We start from the raw sequence: 25356 nt of genomic DNA on the forward strand, positions 1-25356 counted from the left end.
AAAAAACTCCATGCGCCGGAAGTCTTTTCGTAGCGGTTCTCCATGGCAAAAGAAGTGACTCCGCGCGTAATGCGCTGGTCGCCGTCGAGTAACGGGGCAGTTATCGGACCGGGATAGGAGGCATTGAAATGTGTCACGTTTACATCTCCATGCAGGTTCCAGTGTTCAGCCACTTCATATCCCAACTTGGCATATCCGCCGTATTGTTCAAATCCCATATCGGTCCGATGTCCGTCGGTCCGATTGTAGGAGCCCGATACCACACTCGAGAACCGTCCCTTGCGGACACGGTTGGTGAGTTCCGTTTCCAGCGTGTTATACGAACCATAACCCGCATGAAGATGTGTATCGACCCCGTCTTCCTGCATCTTCCGTGTCACAATATTGATCACGCCTCCCATAGCATTCGAACCGTAAAGTACCGAGGCAGGCCCTCTCAACACCTCTACGCGCTCGGCCAGAAACGACTGGTAGGCATCGGCTATCGGATGACCGAAAATCCCTGCATATTGCGGATGACCGTCAATCATGACCATCAACCGGGCCGTACCTCCACTCAGTCCGCGCAGAGAAATTCCACCCGCCGCTCCGGTTGACACACCGTAGCCCATGATGCCTCGCGAAGTAACAAAGAGTCCGGGCACCTGTTCAGTAAGCACGGGCAGCAAAGACGGTTGCAAGGCACTTTCTATCTGGGCGCGCCCTACGACCGACACGGTCTGTGAAAGATGCCGCACATCCGTTTCATGGCGTGCTCCGGTCACTACCACCTCGTCTATCTGGTGAATCTTGCTTGTCAATGAAAGTGTATCTCGTTGTGGCTTCCGGGCCATTCCTGCATGGCAAGCCAGGCCGAGCAGTAAAACAGGTATCGTTCGTTTTTTTCATTCAAGTCGTCAATTAAATGTATGCACGTAAAAGGATGCAAAAGTAAAAAATCCTATTAAAAACAAATTGCTCAGAGCCAATATAATTGCCCCTGAGCAAAACCTTATTCTAATTCTTTTTATCAAGTTTTTTATTCTGCTAACGAGAGGGTTACGGTAACTTCTCCTTTGCCACCCAGCAAATCCAGCATCTCATTGCGGCTGGACACGCCATCCACCTTTCCCAAGCGGGTAAAGTTCCATGAATTCGTATCGTAATAAATAACAAACGAGTTGCCCTGATACAGAATCAGGTCGCCGGGAGATGTGGTTGTCTGCCGGTCATTTCCCGACTGTTCGGGTGTGTTCGTTTCAGGTGCAGACGGGGTATCGTCCGAAGGATTGCAGGCAAACAGAGTCATGCCAGCAAAAAGCAGAAGCGGGAATAACAAGATTCTCTTCATAAATAGAAATGTAGGTGACAGAAAAGGGAAGAGTGAAAGGTCATCGGCTCCCGACAAAAGCGAGAAGCCGATGACGCTGGATAGATTATTGCAGTTTACTATATTCTTCGTCTGAGACAGGTTCCAGCCATTCGTTCGAAGTGTTTTCTCCTTCCACTTCGAATGCCAGGTGTGCAAATCAGCTGTCGGCTGCTGCCCCGTGCCAGTGCTTCACGCCGGCAGGAATATGAATCACCGTGCCCGGCAGAATCTGTACGGCAGGTTTTCCTTCTTCCTGATACCAGCCACGGCCAGCTACTCCGATAAGCATCTGTCCGCCGCCTTTAGTCGCCCGGTGAATATGCCAGTTGTTGCGGCATCCCGGTTCAAAGGTCACATTGAATACCGGCACCTGTTCCTTCGAAACCGGAGCCAGGTAACTCTGACCGATAAAGTATTGTGCAAATGCGGTATTCGGTTCTCCGATTGGGAAAATCATTTCGCGCTGGAAAGCTGCCTTTGCCTCTTCTCCGGCTACATCTTCCGCCCACACTTCCTTGGCCTGACGGAAAGCGGCCCATGCTTTCGGCCATCCGGCATAAAAGGCAATGTGCGTAATGATTTCCGAGATTTCCGTACGGGTGATGCCGTTCTGCTTGGCAGTCTGCAAGTGATAAGTCAGCGAGCTGTCGGTAATCCCCTGACTGATAAGTGAAGTGATGGTGACCAGACTCCGGTCGCGCAGACCGAGTTTGTCGGTACGGCTCCACACCTCACCGAAAAGTACATCATCATTAAGTTCCGCGAATTTAGGAGCAAAATCTCCCAGCTGATCGCGTCCAGCTGTCTGTTTAATCGTTTCCTGTGCCATAATAGTTGTACTGTTTATTACCCATGCGGCAAGCGCAAGGACCATTTGTATTTTCATAATGGTATGAGTTATTGGTTTGTCTTCTTTTTCAATGGCAAAGTTAACCGATTAATATGGGGAGAATGTATACCATTTACAGATGTTTATACCCGAATTGTGGAAAGTGTTTTCTATATATAGCGAAACCGCCATTTCGGAAATGGCGGTTTCGAAACTTATTCATTGATTACTCGGTTCAACTCCTCCACATGATGCAGGATAATCCATAGATACATAGTCGATACCACATGAACGGCAGAGTTCAGCTCCTGTAGAGAAGCATCTGGAGCGGTATGTGACTCGTTGTTTCTCCACTGTTTGACAAGCTCCAAATAAGTATAGAACTTCTGGTATCTCTCATCTTGATTGTACTTCAATCCTCTCAAACAACTGAAAGACAAGATACAATCTATAAATGTAGGCATACTGCTTTCATTCTTAGTATTGACCATTTCCTTCTGATGTAACAAATAATACACCTTCTTCAGGAAGACCTCATATTTGGTGACGATTGTATTAAAAAGCCTGCGTTTGTCTACCAGTTTCATATTTTCCAGACAATAAATCCGGTTAAACGAGTCCAATAAAAGTTCGTTGGCTCCATCTATTGTAGCTACAGACTTTGCACTTAATGTCTTTATAAAGCAGTCAGCAGCAAGAGATAAATCCGGCAAATACGGAGCAAGGTCTGAGAACTCAGCTTTCAAATCTGTCAGGAATCTTTCTTTGAACAATGCAGTGATAAACGGTAGTTCATCTTCCTTCCTTTTGTAGTTCTCGTACATTACCCTGGCCATCTGTGTCATTACATTTCTGTAAAAATCGCTGTTCTCAAAAAGCTTGGCAAAAGAATCCATCTGCTCTACATAACAGCCTCTGGCAACCTCATCGAATATCTGAGGGAATATACTTTCCTCGAACTGCTTTTCATCCGTATTGTTGGCCTGTTTGGTCAGTTTCCTTTTTGCTGTCGAAACCATTTTGTCATAAATAGATTCCACTATCACCCTGTCAGCTTCAGAGAACTGACCCTGATACATGATGTTAACCTTGTCAATGATACGACTGAGCAGGTCCTCATTGTCATTCTTTGGCTTTCCAGCTTTCGGGTTCTCACCTTTAAGAGGCTTCACTGATTCCTCCATCTGAATGGAAACCGTTTCTCCCTCCGATATCTTTGAGTTTACCAGCATAATCTGTTTGTTCAGGTCAATCCTTTCTTTGGGATTCTTAGGCAGAAGTCTGTACAGATAGTCGGCATACACATAAGCTTTATACAACTCCTTATCAAAAGTTCTTGCTATCTGAGCCATATAAGAATAGAAACGGACGAAATTTTTGATTTTCGATCTTACCTCAAAGCGTTTTTCTTCATCAAGCTCTTCGTATCGGCCGATGGTACTCTTGAAAGCATTCGACAAAACTCCCAAACGGTCCTTCTGCTTGCTGATGTCTTGCAGCAGGTCAAAGAACTTTTGCTCGTCAGCTTCAGTCCATAGCTGAAACATCTGTATATCTTTTCTGAAAGTATACACATAGTTTACATCCACGGGATTTATCAGTTCAGTCCCTTTATAGAAAGGCTCGAACGATTTCTTTATATCCTCCGGCTTATTGCAGAAATCGAGTACGTATGTATCCTTCTTGTCTTTATGCCATCTGTTCAGACGTGACAAAGTCTGTACAGCTTTCACGTTCTTCAATTTTTTATCTACAAACATGGTGTGCAGTCTTGGTTCATCAAATCCAGTCTGATACTTGTCTGCCACCACCAGCATATTATACAAGTCTGAGGCAAAGTACAGCGGCAACTTGGCTTCCGAAATATTGCGTCCGTCAGCAGAGTTCAACTTCGTTTCGGTATATTCCACTCCCTCATACGATACCGTACCGGAGAAAGCCACCATAGGATTTACATCAGTAATATTGTTTTCCTGACAATACCTCTTAATTTCCAGAAAATATCGTACCGCATGAGCACGCGAAGAGCATACCACCATAGCTTTTGCTTTTCCAAGCATAGCATTGAGTGTCACCTCCCTGAATTTCTCCACAATGATAGCCGTTTTCTGCGCTATCACATGCTGATGATTGTCATGGAAAGCCTTGATAGCACGTGTAGCAGGAGTTTCCTGATACGAAGGATCAGCCTCTATACGCTTGGCAATTTCGTAAGTAGTGTCATACGTGGTATAATATTTCAGCACATCCTTAATGAATCCCTCTTCTATGGCCTGCAGCATGGAATAGTTGTGATAAGCCACATATTTGTTGTCTTCCGGATTTTCACCTTCTTCAGCCAACTCACCGAAAGTCTGCAGCGTCTTTGGCTTTGGAGTTGCCGTAAATGCATAGAAGTACAGATTGTTGTGCTGTCCCTGGGCCAATAAATCTTCCATAAGGGCATCCTTCTTCTTTTCCAGTTCTTCAGCCTCAATCTCTTCTATTTCTGCATATTCTCGCAAAGCGTCATCCGTATCGGCCAATGCCGCTTTCAGCTTCTCCGCACTTTTGCCCGACTGTGACGAATGAGCCTCGTCTACAATGATGGCATATCTCTTGCCGCTGCGGCTCGTCAGTTCTTTATAGATAACTGGGAAACGGTGTAGGGTAGTGATAACAATTCTTGTATTATCATCGTTGATGATTCTTGCCAGTTTCTTCGAGTCATCATTATCGGTAATGGTTTCTATCTGTCCGTCTATATGGTCGAAACCAAGAATCGTATTTTGAAGCTGCTTGTTCAGCACACGTCTGTCGGTAATAACAAACACACTGTTAAACATATTCTTTAAATCGGCATTCTGAAGCCCTGCCAGACGATAGGTAAGCCAGGCAATTGAATTGGACTTACCCGAACCCGCCGAGTGCTGAATCAGATAATTGTTTCCATGCGGCTTTTTCAGATACATGTATTTCATGTGTTCATCGGCAGCCAAATCAAAGTTTTGCATCCCGCTGTTGGTATGCTTGCTGGCACAATTCGCATAATACGTATCGGCCACCAGCTTTTCCACCACATCCAGCTGATGATAACGAGGGAAAATTATCTTTACGGAAGTTTCCGTCACCTCCTTTTCTTTGCCATGCTTGTCAATGATAATCTTCAGTTTCTCTTCTTCCTGACGGGAGATGTACCGCTGAAATATGGAAAGCAGCATTTCTCTGCACAAGATTTTCTCCCACAGATACGAAGTGACATATCCTCCGTCCTCACGTTCGGGATTGCCCGCACCGCCTACTTCTCCCGCACCGTTGGAACCCTGATTAAAAGGGATAAAGAAAGTCTTTTCCTTTTTTAGTTCGGTAGTAAGAGCCACTTCATACAGGTCAACTCCGAAGTATGCCAATATTCTATTGTTGAAATGAAACAGCGGTTCTTTCGGGTCTCTGTCTGTGCACCACTGACGCTTGGAATCCTCCACATTCTGACCCGTAATCTGGTTTTTCAGTTCGAGTGCCACCACTGGAATACCATTCAACGAGAGCACCATATCAATAGTGTTCTTGTTCAGTTTGGAATAAGCAAACTGACGTGTTACGGTAAGAATGTTGGCATCGTAATTTGCCACCAGCTCATCGTTCAGCAGTGATGCCGGAGCAAAATAACAGAACCTGATATTTATACCCATATCGCTTATGCCTTTGCGCAGCACATAAATCAGTCCGTAGCGCGACACATCATCCTGAAACACGCGATACAGCTGTTTCTCAGCCTTGTCGCCATACTTGGTTACATATCGTTTCCACTGCTTTGGCTGTGTCTTTTCTATAAAGGAGATAAGTACAGGCATATCTATAGCTCTGTCCTTGTCGTATGTATCCTGATTGCCTTTGATATAGCCGCCCTCTGTGATAAGATATCGTTCTATATCGGCTTCAAAGTTCTTTTCCTTTAAGTCTGTGGTATTCATAGTTATATCTTTATTTAATCTTTGTCTTTGGTTTTTACTACCCAACTTCCTTTATCACCTTTTCCGTTTATACGTTCCAGCAATCCTCTTTCTATGAGTGAAGGAGTCATACGTTTTACGGTTCTTTCCGATTTCCCAATATGTTCCGCTATGTCGGATTGCGTAGCTTTGGGATTTTCTTTCAAGAAATTAAGTAATGCCATTTCATCCAGCGTACAGCTCAAAGTGCCATTCAAAGTGCCATTTTGGCTCTTTGAGTCCTCTTTTTTGGCACTTTGAGAAAAGTTTATGTTCATTTCTCTATTACTGAGATTGTTCTCTTCCCCAAACAACATATTTCTCAGGAACATTTCCAGGTACTTTGTATTAGCAGAAACCCCTTTTGTATAGTTATTGTAGTTGGCACGTACAAGTGCATTTCTGAAATACCACGAATGTTTCTTGAATATATCATTATCTACTTTAAATCCGAATGTCTTCAGGTATTTCATAAGGAATACAGCTATGGTTCTGGTATTGCCTTCGCCGAAAGCATGTATCTGCCAAACACCTGAAATAAATTTACCGATTCTCTGTAAAGCCTGTTCTGCATTCATGGCGGGATAATCAGTAGCCTTTTCCTGCGCAAAATCATATTCCAAAGTAGGGCGAATCATTTCATAATCCGAGTAGATTACCGTATCGCCGTCAAGCACCCATTCTTTTTTGGTGATATTATAATCACGGATTTGTCCGGCATGCTTGTAGAGACCTTCGAACAGGCGCTTATGAATATATAGCAGATAATCCGGTGTAAACGAGAATGTTTTTTCAGAAAGCAACTCCGTGATGCGTGCCGATACTTTATCAGCTTCTTCTGTTCGCTCATTTTCTATTTCCCCACGGGAAGATTTCGATTGATAGTACGTATCAATCAGATGTTTCACTTCATCAATGGAAATGTCTCCCTCTATATGTTGCTGTGCCGTCTGAATAAGATACTCAGACGGTTTTAGTCCATCCACATCCTGCAAACCGATAGCGACTTGCCATGCGGCTGCTTTCTCTTTCTGGTCGGGTTCTCCCTGTCGGATATATTTGTCGAATTCAGTCATGGCTTATACTTTTCTTTTTCCGGTTACACACTCGAAAATCAATGATTTTTTGTAGTCTTTCAGCTTCTCTATCTTCTGTTGTTTGATGGAAATTAGTTCGTCTATCTCGCTGCATTTCTGGTCGAGGTAGTTGGCGATGGATTGTTGTTCGGAGAGAGGTGGTACTGATAATATTAACTTTTCTAAAGTTCTCATTCCAATGTTTTGTTGAGTGCCGTATGACCAGTTCAGTTCAATCTGTTTTTGATATCCATTAGATTGTAATTGATAAAATAAAAAACGCGGTAGCATTCGTTCCTTATTACATCTGAAAACTGCAAGTGGAGACCATATAGTAAATTTGACATCTGTATCAACAATTGCTACACGTCCAGTAGTCGCACCGGATTTTATCATATATATATCATCAACTTGAGGAACATATTTTTTACAACATTCTTGATAAAAGTTTTCAGAAATATATCCTCTAATGCGTGAAAAATCAATTCTACCATTACCAAAAGAGACAGCTTCTGCTGAAACAAAGGGTATTCCTGTCTCAAAAAGTCCAGGAGTTGTATGCGGTCCATCTGTTATAGGCATACTTAAACTGAATAGAGTTTTACTTGCTTCCCAATGCTCTGGAATCTCCCCAATCCATTCAATACCACTATCTTTTAGAGGAACATTTTTATCCAAACCTTTTGTTACAGCTTCAGTAATGACAGATTGCTTGTAGCTTTGCAGTTTAGTTATTATTTCCTCTTGCAAAGTTATCAGTTTGTCTACTTCACCACATTTTTGGTCAAGGTAGGTGGCGATGGATTGTTGTTCAGAGAGAAGGGGAATAGCGATCTTTATTCTACCAAGATTTTCTTGACTTAATTTGGGCTGAGCTGATCCTGTGATAAAGAGTGAATAGTCTGCAGCTTCAAATGTATATGCACAGAAATCATAATTATTATTTCTAGGTTTTAATATATGCGCATGATTATTAACCCAAAATTTACCTTTCGCTTTATATACAAGTGGTAAATTTCTCATTACAAGATTTGCACCATCTTCACCAATTAACAATACTTCATCATCAACATTATAATAATCGATTTTATCAATGACACCTGATGCTCCATAATAATCGTATATGGGGTTGTTTCTTGAACGGTGTTCTGCTGAGATAGGCTCCCTTAAATAATCTAGATTATCACATATATTTTTAATTCGTTTCAATATCCAATGCTCCGGAATCTCCCCAATCCATTCAATACCACTATCTTTTAGAGGAACATTTTTATCCAAACCTTTTGTTACAGCTTCAGTAATGACAGATTGCTTGTAGCTTTGCAGTTTAGTTATTATTTCCTCTTGCAAAGTTATCAGTTTGTCTACTTCACCACATTTTTGGTCAAGGTAGGTGGCGATGGATTGTTGTTCAGAGAGAAGGGGAATAGCGATCTTTATTCTACCAAGATTTTCTTGACTTAATTTGGGCTGAGCTGATCCTGTGATAAAGAGTGAATAGTCTGCAGCTTCAAATGTATATGCACAGAAATCATAATTATTATTTCTAGGTTTTAATATATGCGCATGATTATTAACCCAAAATTTACCTTTCGCTTTATATACAAGTGGTAAATTTCTCATTACAAGATTTGCACCATCTTCACCAATTAACAATACTTCATCATCAACATTATAATAATCGATTTTATCAATGACACCTGATGCTCCATAATAATCGTATATGGGGTTGTTTCTTGAACGGTGTTCTGCTGAGATAGGCTCCCTTAAATAATCTAGATTATCACATATATTTTTAATTCGTTTCAATATCCAATGCTCCGGAATCTCCCCAATCCAAGCAATACCACTATCTTTATATTTATCGTATCTATTTTCCATAATCCTCAATCTTCCTAATTTAAATTAAAGAATAATCAATCCATGTAGCATTAGTTTTTCAGCTTCTTCTGCTCCTTTTCAAAATTCTCTAAAAAATGAATCTCTACAGGCGAAAAGCTATAAGCTGTTCTTTCCTTGAACTTGTCGTACTCCGTATCTGCTTTCTGCTTTGCAAGTTCGGCAGAAATCTTTCCAGCATGGCTTAACAGTTCTTTACCGGAAAGCTTTAGGAAATCGTCTAACTTTTGAATCCAGTCCTTCATATACATAGGCTTATGCGATTTAGCCTGAAGTTCGGCAAAATCCAAGTATAGACTGACGATTCTGTTGAGCGTATCCAGCTCATCGGAAGAAAGATAGTTCTTCGCTATTTCCGCATCGGTACGTTTGGGCAATGCTCCCGTCCATGAAGTCAGTCCCATGAAATCTTTTTCCGCGTTAGCACGTTCGTTTATAATTTCGGCAGCGGTATGACCATGTACAGAGAAATGCATCTTGTTTTGTACAGTCTTGAAGAACTGCATGGTAGTCTCTGTACGCGGGTCATAATCTATACTCAGAGCATAAATTTCGAGTATCTTGCGGTAGAATACCTTTTCCGAGGAACGGATGTCACGGATACGGCTTAGCAGCTCGTCGAAATAGTTTCCTCCGCCAGCTCTTTTCAGCAAATCATCGTTCATGGCAAATCCTTTTACAAGATATTCACGCAGAACTTGTGTAGCCCATATTCTGAACTGTACGCCACGGTGCGACTTGACACGATAACCTACACTGATTATCATGTCGAGGTTATAGTATGCCACCTGATATTTTTTATTGTCAGCGGCAGTTGTTGCAAAAAATGCAACAACTGAATCCGGATTCAATTCTCCATCCTCGAATACATTCTTTATATGTCTTGAAATGGTAGATTTGTTTCTTTGGAACAACTCTGCCATCTGGTCGGCTGTAAGCCAAACCGTATCATTGCATAGCGTTACTTCTATCCTTGATTTGCCATCCTCTGTCTGGTAAAGAATTATACTTCCGTTGTTAGGCTGCCCATTCATGGTTGATTCTCTTTTTATGGAGTTACATCTATTCACCCCAAAATCTTAGACATCAGTTCCGATTCTCTTTCCTCCAATTTTTTCAGTTCATCGAATATTACTGAACTTGCTGTAAGAGGAGTATATTTATAAAACTCACGTGTCAGCGGAATTTCATAACCTATCTTACTTTCTGATTCGTTGTACCAGAAGTCGGGAGCATACGGACGTACGTTTTTGTCGAGGTATTCCGTAATATCCTCTTTCCAAGGAATAATCTCGCTGTCCTTCAGTTCTGGGTCAGGTGCAAATCCACTTTCCTGGTCAACAGGCTTTACGTATGCTTCCATCATATCAGGGTTACGTTTGCCGAAATAGTTTCTCAACAAAGCAACCTTTCCCTGCGGCACTTTTATCTTGGCCTTCTTCAGCTCAAGGAAGAAAGTTATATCAGGAAAACCTACGTGCCCAGGCATATTTGCTTCCCAGTATGCAGCCATCTCTTTCAGTAAGGCTTTGTCTGCTTCCTTATAATTGGCCGCAGTAGTCTCGTCAAAATGAATATCCTTGTACTCCAGCCGCAAGGGGCGGTTGATGGTGAGTTTTGTAAACTTAAAATCCTCCACATCTTTTACCTTACTTTCCACTTTTAGCTCAGGATTATGCTCGGAGATATATTCCCAGTTGGTAAAATCGTGATAAGCCTGCATAATCAGTTCGCGGCAAAGAGTGGTAATCTCTACACGCTTATTGCCAAGCGGCTTGCGCAGTTTCTCGAAGCATTTGCTGGCATCGATCAGCTGCACCTTGCCCGCACGTTCTTCCGACTTGTTTTTGCTCACTACCCAAATATAGGTAGCAATACCCGTATTATAAAACAGGTCGTTAGGTAGCTGGATAATCGCCTCCAGCCAGTCATGTTCCAGCAGATAGCCTCGTATTTCACTTTCACCGCTGCCAGCATCCCCTTTAAACAGGGGAGAACCATTCTGAATAATAGCCATACGCCCTTCTTCCTTCAGCTTTGCCACACCGTTGAGCATAAACAACATCTGTCCGTCTCCCTTTGCCGGCAGTCCCGGAGCAAAACGTCCTGCTTCGCCCATTTCGTTTTCGGCTTTCACACGTTTTTCGGATGCTTCCTAGTCGATACCGAAAGGAGGGTTTGAGATGATGTAGTCAAACTGATATCCCTTGAATTGGTCGTCGCCAAGAGTATCTCCCAAGCGCATATTGTCGGCATTACCACCTTTGATAAGCATATCGGCTTTGGCAATACCATACGTCTGCGGATTGAGTTCCTGACCATAGCATGTGATTTCGGCTTCAGGGTCTATCTTGCGGAATCTCTCGTCAAGACAGGCAAGCATCTGGCTTGTTCCCATTGCCATATCGTATATGGATGCCACGATGCCTTCATCTTCCATTTTCTGTTCATCATCTCCTACAAGCAGTTCGCTCATCAGATAAATGATGTCACGTGCGGTAAAGTGTGCTCCTGCCTGGTCGTTGTACGATTCGGAAAACTTTCTGACTAATTCTTCAAAGATGTATCCCATATCTACAGCCGAAACTACATCCGCTCCCAAATAAGCCTTGGCAGAGCAGAACTCCTTGATAACGAGATAGAGACGGTTGTTATCGTTCATTTTTTTGATTTCGTTGTAGAAGTCCATGCGGTTGATAATGTCAATCACATTTTCGGAAAAATGATTGAGGTAGTTCTCGAAGTTGTCTTTGATATTATCGGCATCAGCAAGCAAAATGTTGAAAGTAAACTTGCTAGTGTTATAAAATTTCTGTTTGGCTGCCGCTTCAAGAAAACCTTTCTTTACGGCTATACCCTTCGCATCAAGGTCTTCGTTCATCTTGATAACAGCGTCCTTTGTTGGTGCAAGGGTATCTTCAAAACGCTTGATTACACACATGGGTAGGATTACCTTGCCATATTCGTGAGGTTTGTATAATCCTACTAACTTATCAGCAATAGCCCAAATGAGATTTGCTTTTTCCTGTATATTGATAGAGGTCTGTCTTTGTAAATCTTCTCCGCTCATAACTATTATTTATTTCTTTCTCAAAGGTAAGAATTTATTAATCACTTAAACAACAAATTAAGGTCCATCGACAAGAAATCCTCAAAAGGCAATCCTCCGGAGCCTACCACCAAAGCCTTGTGCGGATGGTACAACTGAGAGAAAACGGCCAGCCCTTGATTGGTAGTTCTCCTTCCACTCTTCACTTCAATGGCTACTTTCTTGTTTCTCCGGACCAGTACGAAGTCTACTTCATCTTTCTTGTCTCTCCAGTAATACACTTTGTAGTCATAAATTTGTGCCTGGCTGACAAGGTGCGCACCAATGGCAGATTCTACATAGCGCCCCCATAACTTGGCATCTTCTATCACTTCCGAAAAATCTTCGTCGGCATATACATTCCGAAGCGCACTGTTATGCACTTGAAATTTGGGAACGGAATTATATTTTCGTGCTTCATCTTCTGCGTATTTCTGTAGTCCACAAAGCAAACCACATTCATCCAAAAGATGCAGGTAACCGGCAAGCGTAGTCACATTTCCTGCATCTTGTAGTTGGGCAGCTACCTTGGTAAGTGAAAGTAATTCTCCACTATAACTGCTACCTATCTCAAACAGCTGCCGCAGGAGCTGGGGCTTCATAATACGGGTATCCATCAACACATCTTTTGAGATAGAAGGTTCAATCAATGCATCTTTCACATAGTTTCTCCAACGTGTTTCATTCTGAATGTATTGTGCGGCACCCGGATAACCGCCAAAATAGACATATTGTGGTAAAGACCATCCAAAACAATCTTTCATTTCAGTATAAGTCCAGTGGGAGAGACGGATAAGTTCAAACCGTCCGGCAAGCGATTCGGTCAGACCTTTTTCAATCCACATTCTGGAAGAGCCCAACAATACCACTATCAGTTGTCTTTTTTCTCGGGTGTCGCGGTCCCATTCGGCTTTTACCGTTTCACTCCAGTTTCTTATCTTTTGGATTTCATCTATGACCATCAGCCTTTTGTTTTCTCCACGAACGGCCATTTTCATTCTTTGTGATTCCCATACCTGGGTAAGCCAGTCGGCAGATACACCTGTCACATCATCTGCGGAATAACTGTCGAACGGAAGAGTGCATTCTTCCAGTACCTGACCGATGAGGGTAGATTTTCCTACTTGTCGAGGGCCGACAATAACCTGTATTTTACTTCTTGGCTCATTTATACGGCTAAGAATTTCCTGAAACTGCGCTCTTTTATATTCCATCCTTTCAAATGTTCAATCTAATTCCACAAAATGTTCAATCCACTGAACAAAAATGTTCAATCTGCATCAAAGATAGAAAATATCCCTCAAAAAGAAAAAGTATCCGGAAAACAATTCTTTCTATTTGCCGCTGCACTCGGCTTATACTATCTTTGCACCATGAATTACCTGGAAGTGTTTGGAACCCTCGTAGGGTTAGTCTATTTATGGCTGGAGTACCGTGCCAGCATTTACCTGTGGCTTGCCTGTATTGTGATGCCTGCCGTCTATCTGGTGGTGTATTATCAGGCCGGACTGTATGCCGATTTTGGAATCAACGTGTATTACCTGCTGGCTTCGGTGTATGGCTGGATAGCCTGGAGCAGAGGAAGGAAAAAGAAGAACATACAGCAGGCTGAAGAAGAAACGCCCATTACACGCATGCCGCGCAAGGTATATTTCCCCTTGACAGCCGTGTTTATTCTGTGCTGGGTGGTTATCGCCTGGATATTGATTACATGGACAGACAGCAGTGTGCCCTGGACGGATAGTTTCACTACGGCACTGAGCATCATAGCCATGTGGATGCTGGCCCGCAAATATGTGGAGCAGTGGGGAGCCTGGATGATTGTGGACTGGGTGTGTTGCGGACTGTACATCTACAAGGGGCTGTATTTCACTTCGGCACTGTACGGGCTTTATGCGGTAGTGGCTTTTTTCGGATGGAGAAAGTGGCTGAACCTGATGACGGAACAGGCATGTGACCAAACTAATAAAGAGTAAAAACAATGAATGACATAAAGAATGAAAATGAACGACTGACTTTGCCGTTTGTTCCTGAAGCGGTGATAGTAGGAAACGGAGACTTCCCTTCACATCCGTTCCCATTGGCTGTGCTCGATCAGGCACCTTGTGTGGTGTGTTGCGACGGGGCAGCGAATGCGCTGGCCGACAGCGGACGTGCGCCCGACTGGATTGTGGGCGACGGTGATTCACTTTCGGAGGAGAACCGGATTCGTTTTCACGACCGGATTCATCGTATCCCGGACCAGGAGACCAACGACCAGACCAAGGCGGTGATGTTTCTGCTTTCACAAGGGATAAAGCGAATTGTCCTCGTAGGGGCTACGGGCAAACGGGAGGACCATACACTGGGAAATATCAGTCTGCTTATGGAATATCAGCAGATGGGGGCGGAAGTGGTGATGCTGACCGACTATGGTTTCTTCATTCCTGCCACAGGTGATAAGGTATTTGCCGGATTCCCCAGACAGCAGGTATCTGTCTTTAATTTTGGGGCAATACAACTTCGAAGCGAAGGATTAAAATATCCTATCTATGATTTTCACTCTTTATGGCAAGGTACGCTTAATGAAGTGGAACACTGCAGTTTCCACATTACAGCGAAAGGAAGTTACCTGGTGTATTTCACCTACGAACCGAAGGCCTAAAAAAACGCCTTTGCGTTTTTTTCAAAACGTCAAAGAGTTTTACTTCAAACGCAAGTGCGTTTGGACTCAAACGGCCTTACGTTTTCCCTGAAACGTACTTGAGTTTTCCAGCACACTCCTTTCTGTCTGATTTTTAAGTTAATAAATCATTAGCAATCTTGCTTTTCTCCAGCAAAAATACTAAATTAGGGCATCGTGAATTTTAAATGTAATGCCTATGAAAAAGTATGTAGCTGAACTAATCGGAACTATGGTTCTTGTACTGCTGGGCTGCGGTAGCGCCGTATTTGCAGGAGGAGTGGCCATGGCATTCGGTCTTTCTGTCATCGACCTTTCGTGGGAGCGGCTTTCAGTGCACTGGTGTGGAAATTCCTTCGTACTGAATGAGTAAAGACGCAAGGATAGCATGTCTTTTTCATTTAAAAAACGTATCTTTGCAGCCGATTTTTAAATAAGGAAAAAGATATGCTATCACAAGGTATTTATTCGATTGTTTTACTGATTTTCTCGAACATCTTCATGACGTTTGCCTGGTATGGCCACTTGAAGATGCGTGAAGAGTTCAGCTGGTTTGCTTCACTGCCGCTGATTGGGGTGATTGCGTTCAGTTGGGCCATTGCTTTTTTTGAATACTGTTTGCAGGTTCCGGCCAACCGTCTGGGGTTCAGAGACAGTGGAGGACCGTTTGACATCATGCAGCTGAAAGTGATTCAGGAGGTGATTACGCTGGCCGTGTTTACCATTTTCTCCATGATTGCGTTCAAGATGGAGCTGAAATGGAACCACCTGGCTGCATTTTTCTGCCTGATACTGGCTGTGTATTTCGTATTCAAGAAATGAGATAAGACACTCGTCAGTTCTGCTGTTCGCGTAGGCGCTGGATTTCACGCTGCACGTCATACTGGTTGTTTCTGACTTTATCTTTTCGGAAGAATTCTTTTCGCCGGATGGAGTCCTCGGCTGCTTTCTGGCGAATGTATTCATACAAGTTTCCCGCATCCTCCGCCTGCGCTGGTTGCGGGTTTTTCTTTTTCTCTATTTTTACAGTATCGGGCTGGGGCTCCGCTTGTTTCTTTACAGAATCAGGCACGGCGTAAATGGGCAGGAGAGGAGCTGCCGAAAAAGCCGGCTGAAAGGTGAGCAATGTCTGCGTGCTGTCGGCTGCCTGCTGTTTACGGAGCTGACGGTAGAAGTTTGGCACTTTCATGCTGTCAGCCGCCGTGGGCTGATAGTCAGCATAGGTTTTCCAGGCATTGGCATGCTTGCGGTTGTGTGCCAGCATGCGCCCGCGACGGGTCATGTTGTCATAGATAAAACCCATGAAATCGAGTCCGCCAATGACAAAACTCGAACCTGCCGGTGAGGAAACATTTTCATACATTCGTCCGGTAGAAGGTACAATGCTGCGTCCGTATTCCTCGTCGGCATATATGCGATTGGGATTGAGTGTCCAGGAGATTTCCCATTGCTTGGGCCGTCCGGCCATCAGTACATCATACACCGGGTCTTCTCCGAAACGGGTCCAGATGGTATAAGGTTCCATGCGGACATAACTTTCCGGTTTCCATACTTTGGTGGTATCAATCAGGCTGCGGGGCACTTTCAGGTCCACCTTGAAGTCCATCCATTTTTTGTTCAGCGGGGCTTCCAGCGGTTGGTTTTCCTGTTTGGGCAGGGAATTGAAATCGAATTGAATCATTTTCACTGCATCCATGTTGAGTTGCAGTTCCTTTTCCTGCTGCTGGCTCATGGCGGGCAGGATACCGACTGTACATAGCATCAGAGTCAGCCGGGATGATAGATGTAAAGAGTAGTTCATGTCGTGCGCGTGTTTATAGTCCTTTTACTCGTCCTCCCTGCATCCAGCACTTGCGATAGTAAGGCTCTTCCAGCCGGCTGACAATGACGCCGGAACTGGTACTGGCATGCACGAATTTTCCGTCTTTCAGGTAAATGCCTACGTGATTGGCGACGCGTTTACGCCGTCCGTTATGAAAGAACACCAAGTCGCCTTCCTTTAGCTGGCGCTTGGATATTTTTCGGCAGTCTTCCGTACGCTGGGCGTCGGAATTACGTTGCAGTTTCTTGTGGTACACTTTTTTATAGACAGCAGACGTGAAGCCTGAACAGTCCGTTCCACGGTGAGTGGTTCCTCCGTGGCGGTAGGGTACGCCAATCCAGTCGGCCACTTCTACGTAGAGACGATGATTGTCGTCGGCATCGATGTCCATTTCCAGTCGCACAGCTGCACGCGCCAGTTCGCGGTAGTCCACGCGCGGAGCAGGTGTGCCACACGAGGATAACAAAAGTGTGCACACCGCGAACAGCATGCACACTGAAAAACGAGTGAAGCGGTATCTGTACATAGTTGTTTGTTTTGAACAAATGTACATAATATCCTCGTTACATGGATAGGTACTTAGGGTATTTTAGAACCTGTTGAAGATTCTTTTATTTTATTCTTTTACCTCGAAATAGTTTTCCAACTCTACTCCGGCAGCCCCATTGGTATTGTCAAGGTCGCGGAGCAGATGCCCCTGTTCCAGCAATACGATACGGGTACTGAGGTCGACGGTGTGGCTCAAGTTGTGGCTTGACACAAGAATAGTGGCCTTTTGTTCTTCACAATAGTGCTTGAGGAGATGCTTGAGTAACGATTGTGAAGTAGGGTCGAGGAAATTGAACGGTTCATCCAGAATGACGAGTTTCGGATTGTGCAGCAGAGCGGTAACAATACCCGTCTTCTGTTTGTTTCCGGCCGAAAGGTTGCGGATGTATTTCTTTTCTTTCAGGATTTCATCGCCCAGAAAACGTTCATAACGATAAATCCGTTCATGAAGGGTGGCTGCATCGAATCCGTACATGCGTCCGCAGAACTGGAAATATTCTTCGGGGGTAAGGTAATCTATCAGAAAACTCTCGTCCATATAGGCTCCTACGTGCGACTTCCAGTCTTCACTTTGTGACACGTCGGTTCCGTCTAGGCATACATTTCCGCTGTCGGCTTTCAACAGGTCGAGCATCAGGCGGAACAGAGTGGTTTTCCCAGCCCCGTTATTGCCCATCAATCCCAGGATTTCAGGCCCCTGCAGGGTGTAGTCGGGAATATCGACAGCCGTCTTGCTGCCATAGGTCTTTTTCAGGTTATGTATCTTGATTTCCATAAGAATTCATTGATTGGTTACAGATAAAAAATCACCTTGTTTCGCGAAGGTCTTCCATGAGCGAATGCCGTTTCTGAAATACTTTCCGGTAGAGCAGCTTGCACCAAAGGGGATGAAGCACGATGCCCGGCACACCCAGCAGGGTACAAACCAGATAGGCTGTGGAAGGCTCCATCCAAATGAACAATATGCGACAGATGGCTATCGGCGCAAAAAAGGCAAAAGCTACGCTCAAGGCCTGATAGGGAGAGTTCCACTGGCCTTTTCCCATGAGGGAAGCGTCCAGCGGGGCGGTCTTTCGGTTCATAAGGACCAACAGCATAATCACTGGAAAAGTAACGCCGGCCGTGTAGAACAGCTGGCTGAAGACCAGCAGGACGGAGATACTTCCCAAAATAAGGGCAGGTAGCATGCACATTAGTGGAATGACCAGCAGCAGGCAATACACATAGTATTTGCCCCGGAACAGATAGAGCAGGGAACCACGGTGCATAAGCAATCCGTCGAGGTAATTACCTTCATAGGCCATGATGCGCGACAAGATGCTGATGGCGTATCCCGTGAAGCAATACACCACATACAGATGAAGACTGAAGAATTCTTCCTCACCGGCATGTCTGAACCCCAGCAGACTCAGTGCAAACGATACGATGATCACGGTCATCATCTGGAAGTTCTTTTTGGGAGCCTTGTTGCGGAATATCATCTTCAGTTCCAGTTTCATGTATTCGCCTGTCAGTCCGAAGTGGTTCAGGAAACGGTAGCGTCCGGCATGTTTTACCTGCGGCATTTTTTCCCGGCGGTTCAGTTCACTGTAAATACAGGCCATCTGTACACGGCTGTTCAAAAAAGCCAGCAGGGCTATGACGACCAGTATTCCCAGATAGGCCAATATTTTCCCCTGAATGAGAGCCTCGCCTAACGCCATGGAGAAATCGCTGACGTATGAATAGAAAAATCCTCCTACTGCCAGCAGGACATAGCATCCCACGGGAAGCAGTACCCAGACTATGTGGCGACGCTGCAATGTGCGCACCAGTACGCTCCAATAGGCGTTGGCCACCATCAGAAGCCAGATTCCGAGTGCATAGCACACCACACCGGTTACACCATAGAAACGTATCACGGTCATGGCGGCAAAGGGGACGAAGAAAAAGAGCCAGAAGAGATTGAATGCTTTCAGTCCCACCTGTACGAGCAGGACATTGATAAGCTGTTGCTTTTTAATCGGCAGCAGCAGGTAGGGTTTGATTTGCTGCACAGGAGTAGGAAAAAGAAAGCGCAGCAGGAAATCAATGAACAGGAAGCCTGGCAGACAGGCATTGAGCATATCGTAGGGTTCCATCGTAGGGAATCCTTCTTCAAAAGCAATGGGCAGCGTAACCCCAATCAGAATGAGGTACGCTGCCCAAAATGCAGTAAACAGATAAATCAGAAACTTGGCAAAGCGGTTCCTGTCGTACATCGGGTTCCGCTTTGCGGCAAGTTTTTGATTCCTCCGTATTTCGGTCAATAACATAATCGGAGTAATTTCACGGTTTCATTATTTCTGTACCGGAGAACTTATGCTGACTTCCACTTCGTTCTTCTGTCCGAAGAAGGTCTTGGCAAAGGCTTTCAGGTCGTCACCGCTGATAGCATTTACTGTGGCTTCGTATCCGGTATTCATATCTAGATTTTCCCAGTAGTAAGTGTTCAGGATATTCATCCAGTAACCGTTTTCTTTCTGGTTCTGCTTGTAAGTCTTCAGCATGTATTCCTTCACCTTGCTCAAGTCTTCGCTAACCGGACCTTTTTCGATGAATTCCTGAATACCTTCGTTAATCAGTTTCACCATTTCTTCACGACGGTTCGGGTCAGTATCGAAGTATACCTGGAAGGCACCTTTCTCTGTCGGATATTTGCTCAGGCTTCCGTTACAGCTTACACCGTATGTACCACCGGCATCTTCACGTACGGTACGCAGGTAAACCATGTTCAGCAACTGACCAAGCATGCTCATCTGCAGGTTGTTCTTCAAATCATATTTGCAATCGCCAGAATATACCATCAGCACGGTAGCCTTCGGAGTTTCCAGTTCCTTCACGAAGTTGTTTTCGAAGTGTCCTTTGCGGATGGCCATACCTGTATCGCGGAATTTTTCGTTTCGCTTGGTAGCAGGCAGTGCACCCAGGTACTGCTCGATAAGCGGAGTAGCTGTTTTTGCATCTACGTTACCTACCAGAATGAAGGTAAAGTCGCTGGCATCCGCAAAACGATTCTTGTAGAGTTCCATTACTTTGTTGTAGTCAATCTTGTCGAGCATGTCGGCTTTCATTGACAATGCACGCGGATGACGGTTGTAAAGTGCTACGTTAATAGAGTCGCTGAATGCAGTCATCGGGTTTGCTTCTTGGTTAGCCAAAGCAGCCTTGTTACGTGTGATGAAAGAAGTGAAGGCTTCCTGGTCCATACGCGGTGCAGTGAAGCGCAGGTAAGTCAGCTGCAGCATGGTTTCCAAGTCTTTCGGAGAGCAGCTTCCTGACAATCCTTCTGAATAGGTGTTGACCATTGCGCTGGCTGATGCCATCTTTCCGGCCAATACTTTATCCAAGTCTACAGAATTGAAGTTGCCCAGTCCACCCAATGAAGCAATCTGGCTGATCAGAGCGAACTGCAATACATCTTTATCGTTGAACAAAGAAGTTCCACCCGGACTGAAGGCCTGCATGCGTACTTCGTCAGCCTTGAAGTCTGTCGGCTTCAAGATGACACGCACACCGTTGCTCAGTGTCAGGATAGTAGAACCGAACACACCCCGTTCTGTTTTCACTACCTTTCCAGCCTGCGGTTTTTCCTTCATCAGCGGTTCATCAGATACCTTGTCTACATAAGCTGTCAGCTTTTCAGCTTTCACCTTGTCGATTACGGCTTTCAGTTCAGCTTCAGTCGGGTATTTCATACCGTCTTTTTCCGGACAGAATACGCTCAACACGATGTTTTTCTCTGTAATAAGCTGCTTCATTACTTGATTAACGGCTTCTACCGGAATGTTCGGCACAATCTGGTTCATGATGGCATATTCATTTTCAATGCCCGGAATCGGTTCATTGTCAATAAAATGACGAACGTATTCATTTACATAGCTGGCATTACGCTGCTTGTTACGTTCATTGTAAGCAGATTCCAGTCCGCGCAGGTAGTCAGCTTTCGCACGGGCATATTCGCTGGCTGTGAAACCAAACTGACGCACGCGTTCAATTTCGCGCATCAATGTTTCTGTGGTCAGGATGATGCCGTCTTCCTTGGCTGCGGCAAAGGCTGCAAATGCTCCTTTTGTCTTAGCTACCAGGTAATCTCCATCCTGTACACCTGCTTCAATGAACGGCGGGTTAGCCTGCTGGGTCAGCTCGTTCAAACGGCTGTTAAGCATGCTTTCGATAGAAGAAACCATGTAGTTCATAACCAAATAACCCATGTTGTTCTTCTGGTCGTTAGGCACTACATCGTGTTTGTGGAACAGATATACGATGGGCACCTGCTGTTCCTTGTCTTTTGCCACGGTAATGATAGGTTCGTCATTGTCGGGTACAGGGAAGTAGGTACGTTCTGCAGCGTTGGCCGGCATTTCAATCGGAGAGAACAGCTTCTTGATTTTAGCTTCAATGCTATCCACATTGATGTCGCCTACTACCACAATACCCTGCTGGTCTGGACGATACCATTTTTCATAATAGTCTCTCAAAGCCTGGTAGGGGAAGTTGTCTACCACTTCCATTGTTCCGATAGGCAGACGGTAGGCATACTTACTGTCTTTATACATGGCAGGGAATACCTTTTCATACATACGCATCATGGCTCCTGTGCGTGTACGCCATTCTTCATGGATAACTCCACGTTCCTTGTCGATTTCTTTCGGAGCAAGTGTCAGGTCATTGGCCCAGTCGTGCAAAATCAACAGACAAGAGTCTACGATTCCGTCACGGATAACCGGTACGTTAGAAATATTGTACACGGTTTCATCTACTGAAGTATAAGCGTTCAGGTTAGCTCCAAACTTCACACCGATGGTTTCGAGGTATTCACGAAGCAGGTTGTCGGGGAAGTGAGTGGTTCCGTTGAAACACATGTGCTCCAGGAAGTGTGCCAGACCACGCTGGTTGTCTTCTTCCAAAATAGAACCCACTTTCTGTGCAATGTAGAAGTCGGCCTGATTGTCGGGCAACTCATTGTGACGGATGTAGTAAGTCAATCCGTTTTCTAACTTACCGATACGCACGTTGGGATCGGTCGGAATGGACGGCATCTGCTGGGCGAATGCGGTCATGGCACCTCCCACTAAAATTACCGCCGCAAAAGTTCTTTTTAATTTAAAAACTTTCATCGTAATTTTTATTTAGGTTGTGAGTAATTCAAATTATAGAAGTCCATTAGCAGACAAATAACGTTCTGCCTCGATGGCTGCCTTACATCCGCTTCCGGCTGCTGTAATAGCCTGACGGTAATGCGGGTCAGCTACATCGCCTGCAGCAAATACGCCCGGAACACCTGTACACGGAGTATTGCCTTCAGTGATGATATAACCGGTTTCATCGGTTTTCACCCATGGCTTGAAGATATCGGAATTCGGTTTGTGACCGATAGCCAGGAAGAATCCGTCAATAGCCACATCGTAGCGTTCTTCGTCGGCTTCACCCATGCGTTTCACTACGTGCATGCCTTCCACACCGTTATCGCCGAACAAGCCTATAGCATTGTGTTCAAACAATACGGTAATGTGCGGATGATTCAGTACACGTTCCTGCATGATTTTAGAAGCACGAAGGAACGGCTTGCGTACCACAAGGTATACCTTGCTGGCCAGTCCTGCCAGGTATACAGCTTCTTCGCAGGCTGTATCGCCACCGCCCACTACAGCTACGGTTTTCTTGCGATAGAAGAATCCGTCGCAAGTAGCACAGGCACTGACACCCATACCCGCATATTTCTTTTCGTCTTCCAGTCCCAGATATTTAGCAGTAGCACCGGTAGAGATAATAACCGTATCAGCGGTGATTTCCTTTTCATCGTCTACTACAAAAGTATAAGGGGCCTTGCTCAGATCGGCTTTAGTCACAATGCCGTTGCGAATATCGGCGCCGAAACGTTCAGCCTGTCTTTTCAGGTCGTCCATCAGCACCGGACCGGTTACCCCATCCGGATAGCCGGGAAAGTTTTCTACTTCGGTGGTAATAGTAAGCTGACCGCCGGGTTGTATTCCTTCATAAAGCACGGGAGAAAGATTGGCACGGCTGGTATAGATAGCGGCCGTGTATCCTGCAGGACCTGATCCGATGATCAGGCATTTTACATGTTCTTTTGCCATAAAATTGGAATAATGTTTGTCTTAATTTGAGTAATTGCAAAGCAAAAGTATATATTTTTTTAGAATAGTCCTTTTATTTATTCAAAGAATTTGCCGAAATATGCATTCTTTATTCATTCTTATTCGCCCTTTGAAGGGGGATTTTTATTGCATAAATGAAAAATAGATGCTAACTTTGCCCGTCAATTAGATAAAACTAACATTTAATAAAGATATGTTTAGAAGTCATACTTGCGGTGAGTTACGACTCGCCGATGCAGGCAAGAACGTGACACTGGCCGGATGGGTGCAGCGTGCACGTAAGATGGGAGGAATGACATTTGTGGACCTCCGCGACCGCTACGGTATTACGCAGCTGGTGTTCAATACGGAGGTGAACGCCGAACTTTGTGAGCGTGCCAACCACCTGGGACGTGAATTCGTGATTCAGGTGAAAGGAACTGTAAGCGAACGTTCCAGCAAAAATGCTAATATCCCGACGGGAGAAATTGAAATCATCGTATCGGAACTGAATATTCTGAATTCAGCCCAGACACCACCTTTCACCATTGAAGATAATACGGACGGGGGAGATGACCTTCGTATGAAATACCGTTATCTGGACTTGCGCCGTACTGCTGTACGCAAGAATTTGGAACTCCGTCACCGCATGACGATGGAAGTACGCCGTTATTTGGATAGCAAAGGCTTCCTGGAAGTGGAAACTCCGATGCTGATTGGTTCTACTCCGGAAGGTGCACGCGACTTCGTGGTTCCTTCACGTATGAATCCGGGACAGTTCTACGCATTGCCTCAGTCTCCGCAGACTTTGAAGCAGCTGCTGATGGTTTCCGGCTTCGACCGTTATTTCCAGATTGTAAAATGTTTCCGTGATGAAGACCTTCGTGCAGACCGTCAGCCTGAGTTCACACAGATTGACTGCGAAATGAGCTTCGTAGAACAGGAAGACATCATCAATACTTTTGAGGGTATGGCCAAACATTTGTTCAAGGAACTTCGCGGAGTGGAACTTACAGAACCGTTCCTGCGTATGCCGTGGGCAGATGCCATGAAGTATTACGGAAGTGACAAACCGGATTTGCGTTTCGGCATGAAGTTCGTCGAACTGATGGATGTGCTGAAAGGCTATGGTTTCTCTGTATTCGACAATGCAGCTTATATCGGTGGTATCTGTGCAGAAGGTGCAGCTCACTACACTCGCAAGCAGCTGGATCAGTTGACAGAGTTCGTAAAACGTCCGCAGATTGGTGCTAAAGGTATGGTATATGCACGTATTGAAGCAGACGGTACCGTGAAGTCAAGCGTAGACAAGTTCTACAGCCAAGATGTGCTGCAAAAGATGAAAGAAGCATTCGGTGCTAAACCGGGTGACTTGATTCTGATTCTGAGTGGTGACGATGCCATGAAGACCCGCAAGCAGCTTTGCGAACTGCGTCTGGAGATGGGTAACCAGCTGGGCTTGCGCGACAAGAACAAGTTTGCTTGCCTGTGGGTAGTAGACTTCCCGATGTTCGAATGGAGCGAAGAAGAAGGTCGCTTGATGGCTATGCACCATCCGTTCACTCACCCGAAAGACGAGGATATTCCTTTGCTGGATACCGATCCCGCAGCTGTACGTGCCGATGCATACGATATGGTTATCAACGGTGTGGAAGTTGGTGGTGGTTCTATCCGTATCCACGACTCAGCATTGCAGGCTAAAATGTTCGAAATCCTGGGATTCACTCCAGAAAAAGCACAGGAACAGTTCGGCTTCCTGATGAATGCCTTCAAGTTTGGTGCACCTCCTCACGGTGGTCTGGCATACGGACTTGACCGTTGGGTATCTCTGTTTGCCGGTCTGGATTCTATTCGCGACTGCATCGCCTTCCCGAAGAACAACTCCGGACGTGACGTGATGCTGGATGCTCCTGGCTTCCTCGATCAGAAACAGTTGGATGAACTGAATCTGAAAATTGATCTCAAGGAAAATAATTAATAACGTTTCAAG

General features: G+C 44.9%; 17 protein-coding genes and 3 pseudogenes. 5 read left to right on the forward strand and 15 right to left on the reverse strand.

Going from position 1 to position 25356, the window contains the following annotated elements; translation table 11 throughout:
• From WKT20_RS11825 to WKT20_RS11865, 9 genes and pseudogenes are all read right to left on the reverse strand, one after another.
• Nucleotides 1–833, reverse strand: an 833-nt coding sequence (locus tag WKT20_RS11825) for a TonB-dependent receptor (RefSeq protein WP_340417409.1), incomplete at its 3' end; no start/stop codon positions are given.
• Between the two features lie 185 nt (nt 834–1018).
• Nucleotides 1019–1330 (reverse strand): cyclophilin-like fold protein, encoded by a 312-nt coding sequence (locus WKT20_RS11830; RefSeq protein ID WP_117701821.1) that lies wholly within the window; start codon nt 1328–1330, stop codon nt 1019–1021.
• An 85-nt stretch (nt 1331–1415) separates the two neighbouring features.
• Nucleotides 1416–2237, reverse strand: a pseudogene (locus tag WKT20_RS11835) (carboxymuconolactone decarboxylase family protein).
• Between the two features lie 158 nt (nt 2238–2395).
• Entirely contained in the window at nt 2396–6133 is a 3738-nt protein-coding gene (locus WKT20_RS11840; RefSeq protein ID WP_340417410.1) for a type I restriction endonuclease subunit R, read from the reverse strand.
• A 14-nt stretch (nt 6134–6147) separates the two neighbouring features.
• Nucleotides 6148–7227, reverse strand: a complete 1080-nt coding sequence (locus tag WKT20_RS11845) for a Fic family protein (protein ID WP_340417411.1) — start codon at nt 7225–7227, stop codon at nt 6148–6150.
• A 3-nt stretch (nt 7228–7230) separates the two neighbouring features.
• Entirely contained in the window at nt 7231–9108 is a 1878-nt protein-coding gene (locus WKT20_RS11850) for a restriction endonuclease subunit S (protein WP_340417412.1), read from the reverse strand.
• Nucleotides 9109–9158: 50 nt separating this feature from the next.
• The gene (locus WKT20_RS11855; RefSeq protein ID WP_340417413.1) at nt 9159–10160 is read right to left on the reverse strand and encodes a virulence RhuM family protein; all 1002 of its coding nucleotides are present in this window, start codon (nt 10158–10160) and stop codon (nt 9159–9161) included.
• A gap of 32 nt (nt 10161–10192) precedes the next feature.
• Nucleotides 10193–12196, reverse strand: a pseudogene (locus WKT20_RS11860) (type I restriction-modification system subunit M).
• 41 nt (nt 12197–12237) lie between these two features.
• Entirely contained in the window at nt 12238–13428 is a 1191-nt protein-coding gene (locus WKT20_RS11865) for an ATP-binding protein (RefSeq protein ID WP_340417414.1), read from the reverse strand.
• 159 nt (nt 13429–13587) lie between these two features.
• Between WKT20_RS11865 and pnuC the strand changes: the two genes are divergently transcribed.
• The 4 genes and pseudogenes from pnuC (at nt 13588) to WKT20_RS11885 (ending at nt 15698) form a co-directional block, all read left to right on the forward strand.
• On the forward strand, nt 13588–14190 hold the full coding sequence (gene pnuC, locus WKT20_RS11870) for a nicotinamide riboside transporter PnuC (RefSeq protein WP_118165149.1): 603 nt from the start codon (nt 13588–13590) through the stop codon (nt 14188–14190).
• A gap of 5 nt (nt 14191–14195) precedes the next feature.
• Complete coding sequence (locus WKT20_RS11875; protein WP_340417415.1) at nt 14196–14858, forward strand: thiamine diphosphokinase; 663 nt, start codon at nt 14196–14198, stop codon at nt 14856–14858.
• A 217-nt stretch (nt 14859–15075) separates the two neighbouring features.
• Nucleotides 15076–15222 (forward strand): annotated as a pseudogene (locus WKT20_RS11880) (aquaporin); the annotation flags it as partial.
• 101 nt (nt 15223–15323) lie between these two features.
• The gene (locus WKT20_RS11885; RefSeq protein WP_007558495.1) at nt 15324–15698 is read left to right on the forward strand and encodes a DMT family protein; all 375 of its coding nucleotides are present in this window, start codon (nt 15324–15326) and stop codon (nt 15696–15698) included.
• A gap of 13 nt (nt 15699–15711) precedes the next feature.
• On the opposite strand, the gene WKT20_RS11890 is transcribed toward WKT20_RS11885, so the two are convergent.
• From WKT20_RS11890 to trxB, 6 genes are all read right to left on the reverse strand, one after another.
• On the reverse strand, nt 15712–16677 hold the full coding sequence (locus tag WKT20_RS11890) for a DUF4858 domain-containing protein (RefSeq protein WP_278454531.1): 966 nt from the start codon (nt 16675–16677) through the stop codon (nt 15712–15714).
• Between the two features lie 13 nt (nt 16678–16690).
• The gene (locus WKT20_RS11895; protein WP_340417416.1) at nt 16691–17224 is read right to left on the reverse strand and encodes a C40 family peptidase; all 534 of its coding nucleotides are present in this window, start codon (nt 17222–17224) and stop codon (nt 16691–16693) included.
• Between the two features lie 90 nt (nt 17225–17314).
• Nucleotides 17315–18022 carry an ABC transporter ATP-binding protein gene (locus WKT20_RS11900; RefSeq protein ID WP_340417417.1) on the reverse strand — a complete coding sequence of 236 codons (708 nt, stop codon included), beginning with the start codon at nt 18020–18022 and terminating at the stop codon, nt 17315–17317.
• Between the two features lie 31 nt (nt 18023–18053).
• Complete coding sequence (locus WKT20_RS11905) at nt 18054–19541, reverse strand: DUF5687 family protein (protein ID WP_181976310.1); 1488 nt, start codon at nt 19539–19541, stop codon at nt 18054–18056.
• Between the two features lie 24 nt (nt 19542–19565).
• Entirely contained in the window at nt 19566–22385 is a 2820-nt protein-coding gene (locus WKT20_RS11910) for a M16 family metallopeptidase (protein ID WP_340417418.1), read from the reverse strand.
• A 33-nt stretch (nt 22386–22418) separates the two neighbouring features.
• On the reverse strand, nt 22419–23366 hold the full coding sequence (trxB, locus tag WKT20_RS11915; protein WP_117701832.1) for a thioredoxin-disulfide reductase: 948 nt from the start codon (nt 23364–23366) through the stop codon (nt 22419–22421).
• 214 nt (nt 23367–23580) lie between these two features.
• On the opposite strand from trxB, the gene aspS reads away from it, so the two are divergent.
• Nucleotides 23581–25344 (forward strand): aspartate--tRNA ligase, encoded by a 1764-nt coding sequence (gene aspS / locus WKT20_RS11920; RefSeq protein WP_117701833.1) that lies wholly within the window; start codon nt 23581–23583, stop codon nt 25342–25344.
• Nucleotides 25345–25356 lie beyond the last annotated feature (12 nt).

The sequence above is a fragment of the Phocaeicola sp. ICN-14070 genome, from assembly GCF_037892625.1.
Classification (GTDB): domain Bacteria; phylum Bacteroidota; class Bacteroidia; order Bacteroidales; family Bacteroidaceae; genus Phocaeicola; species Phocaeicola plebeius.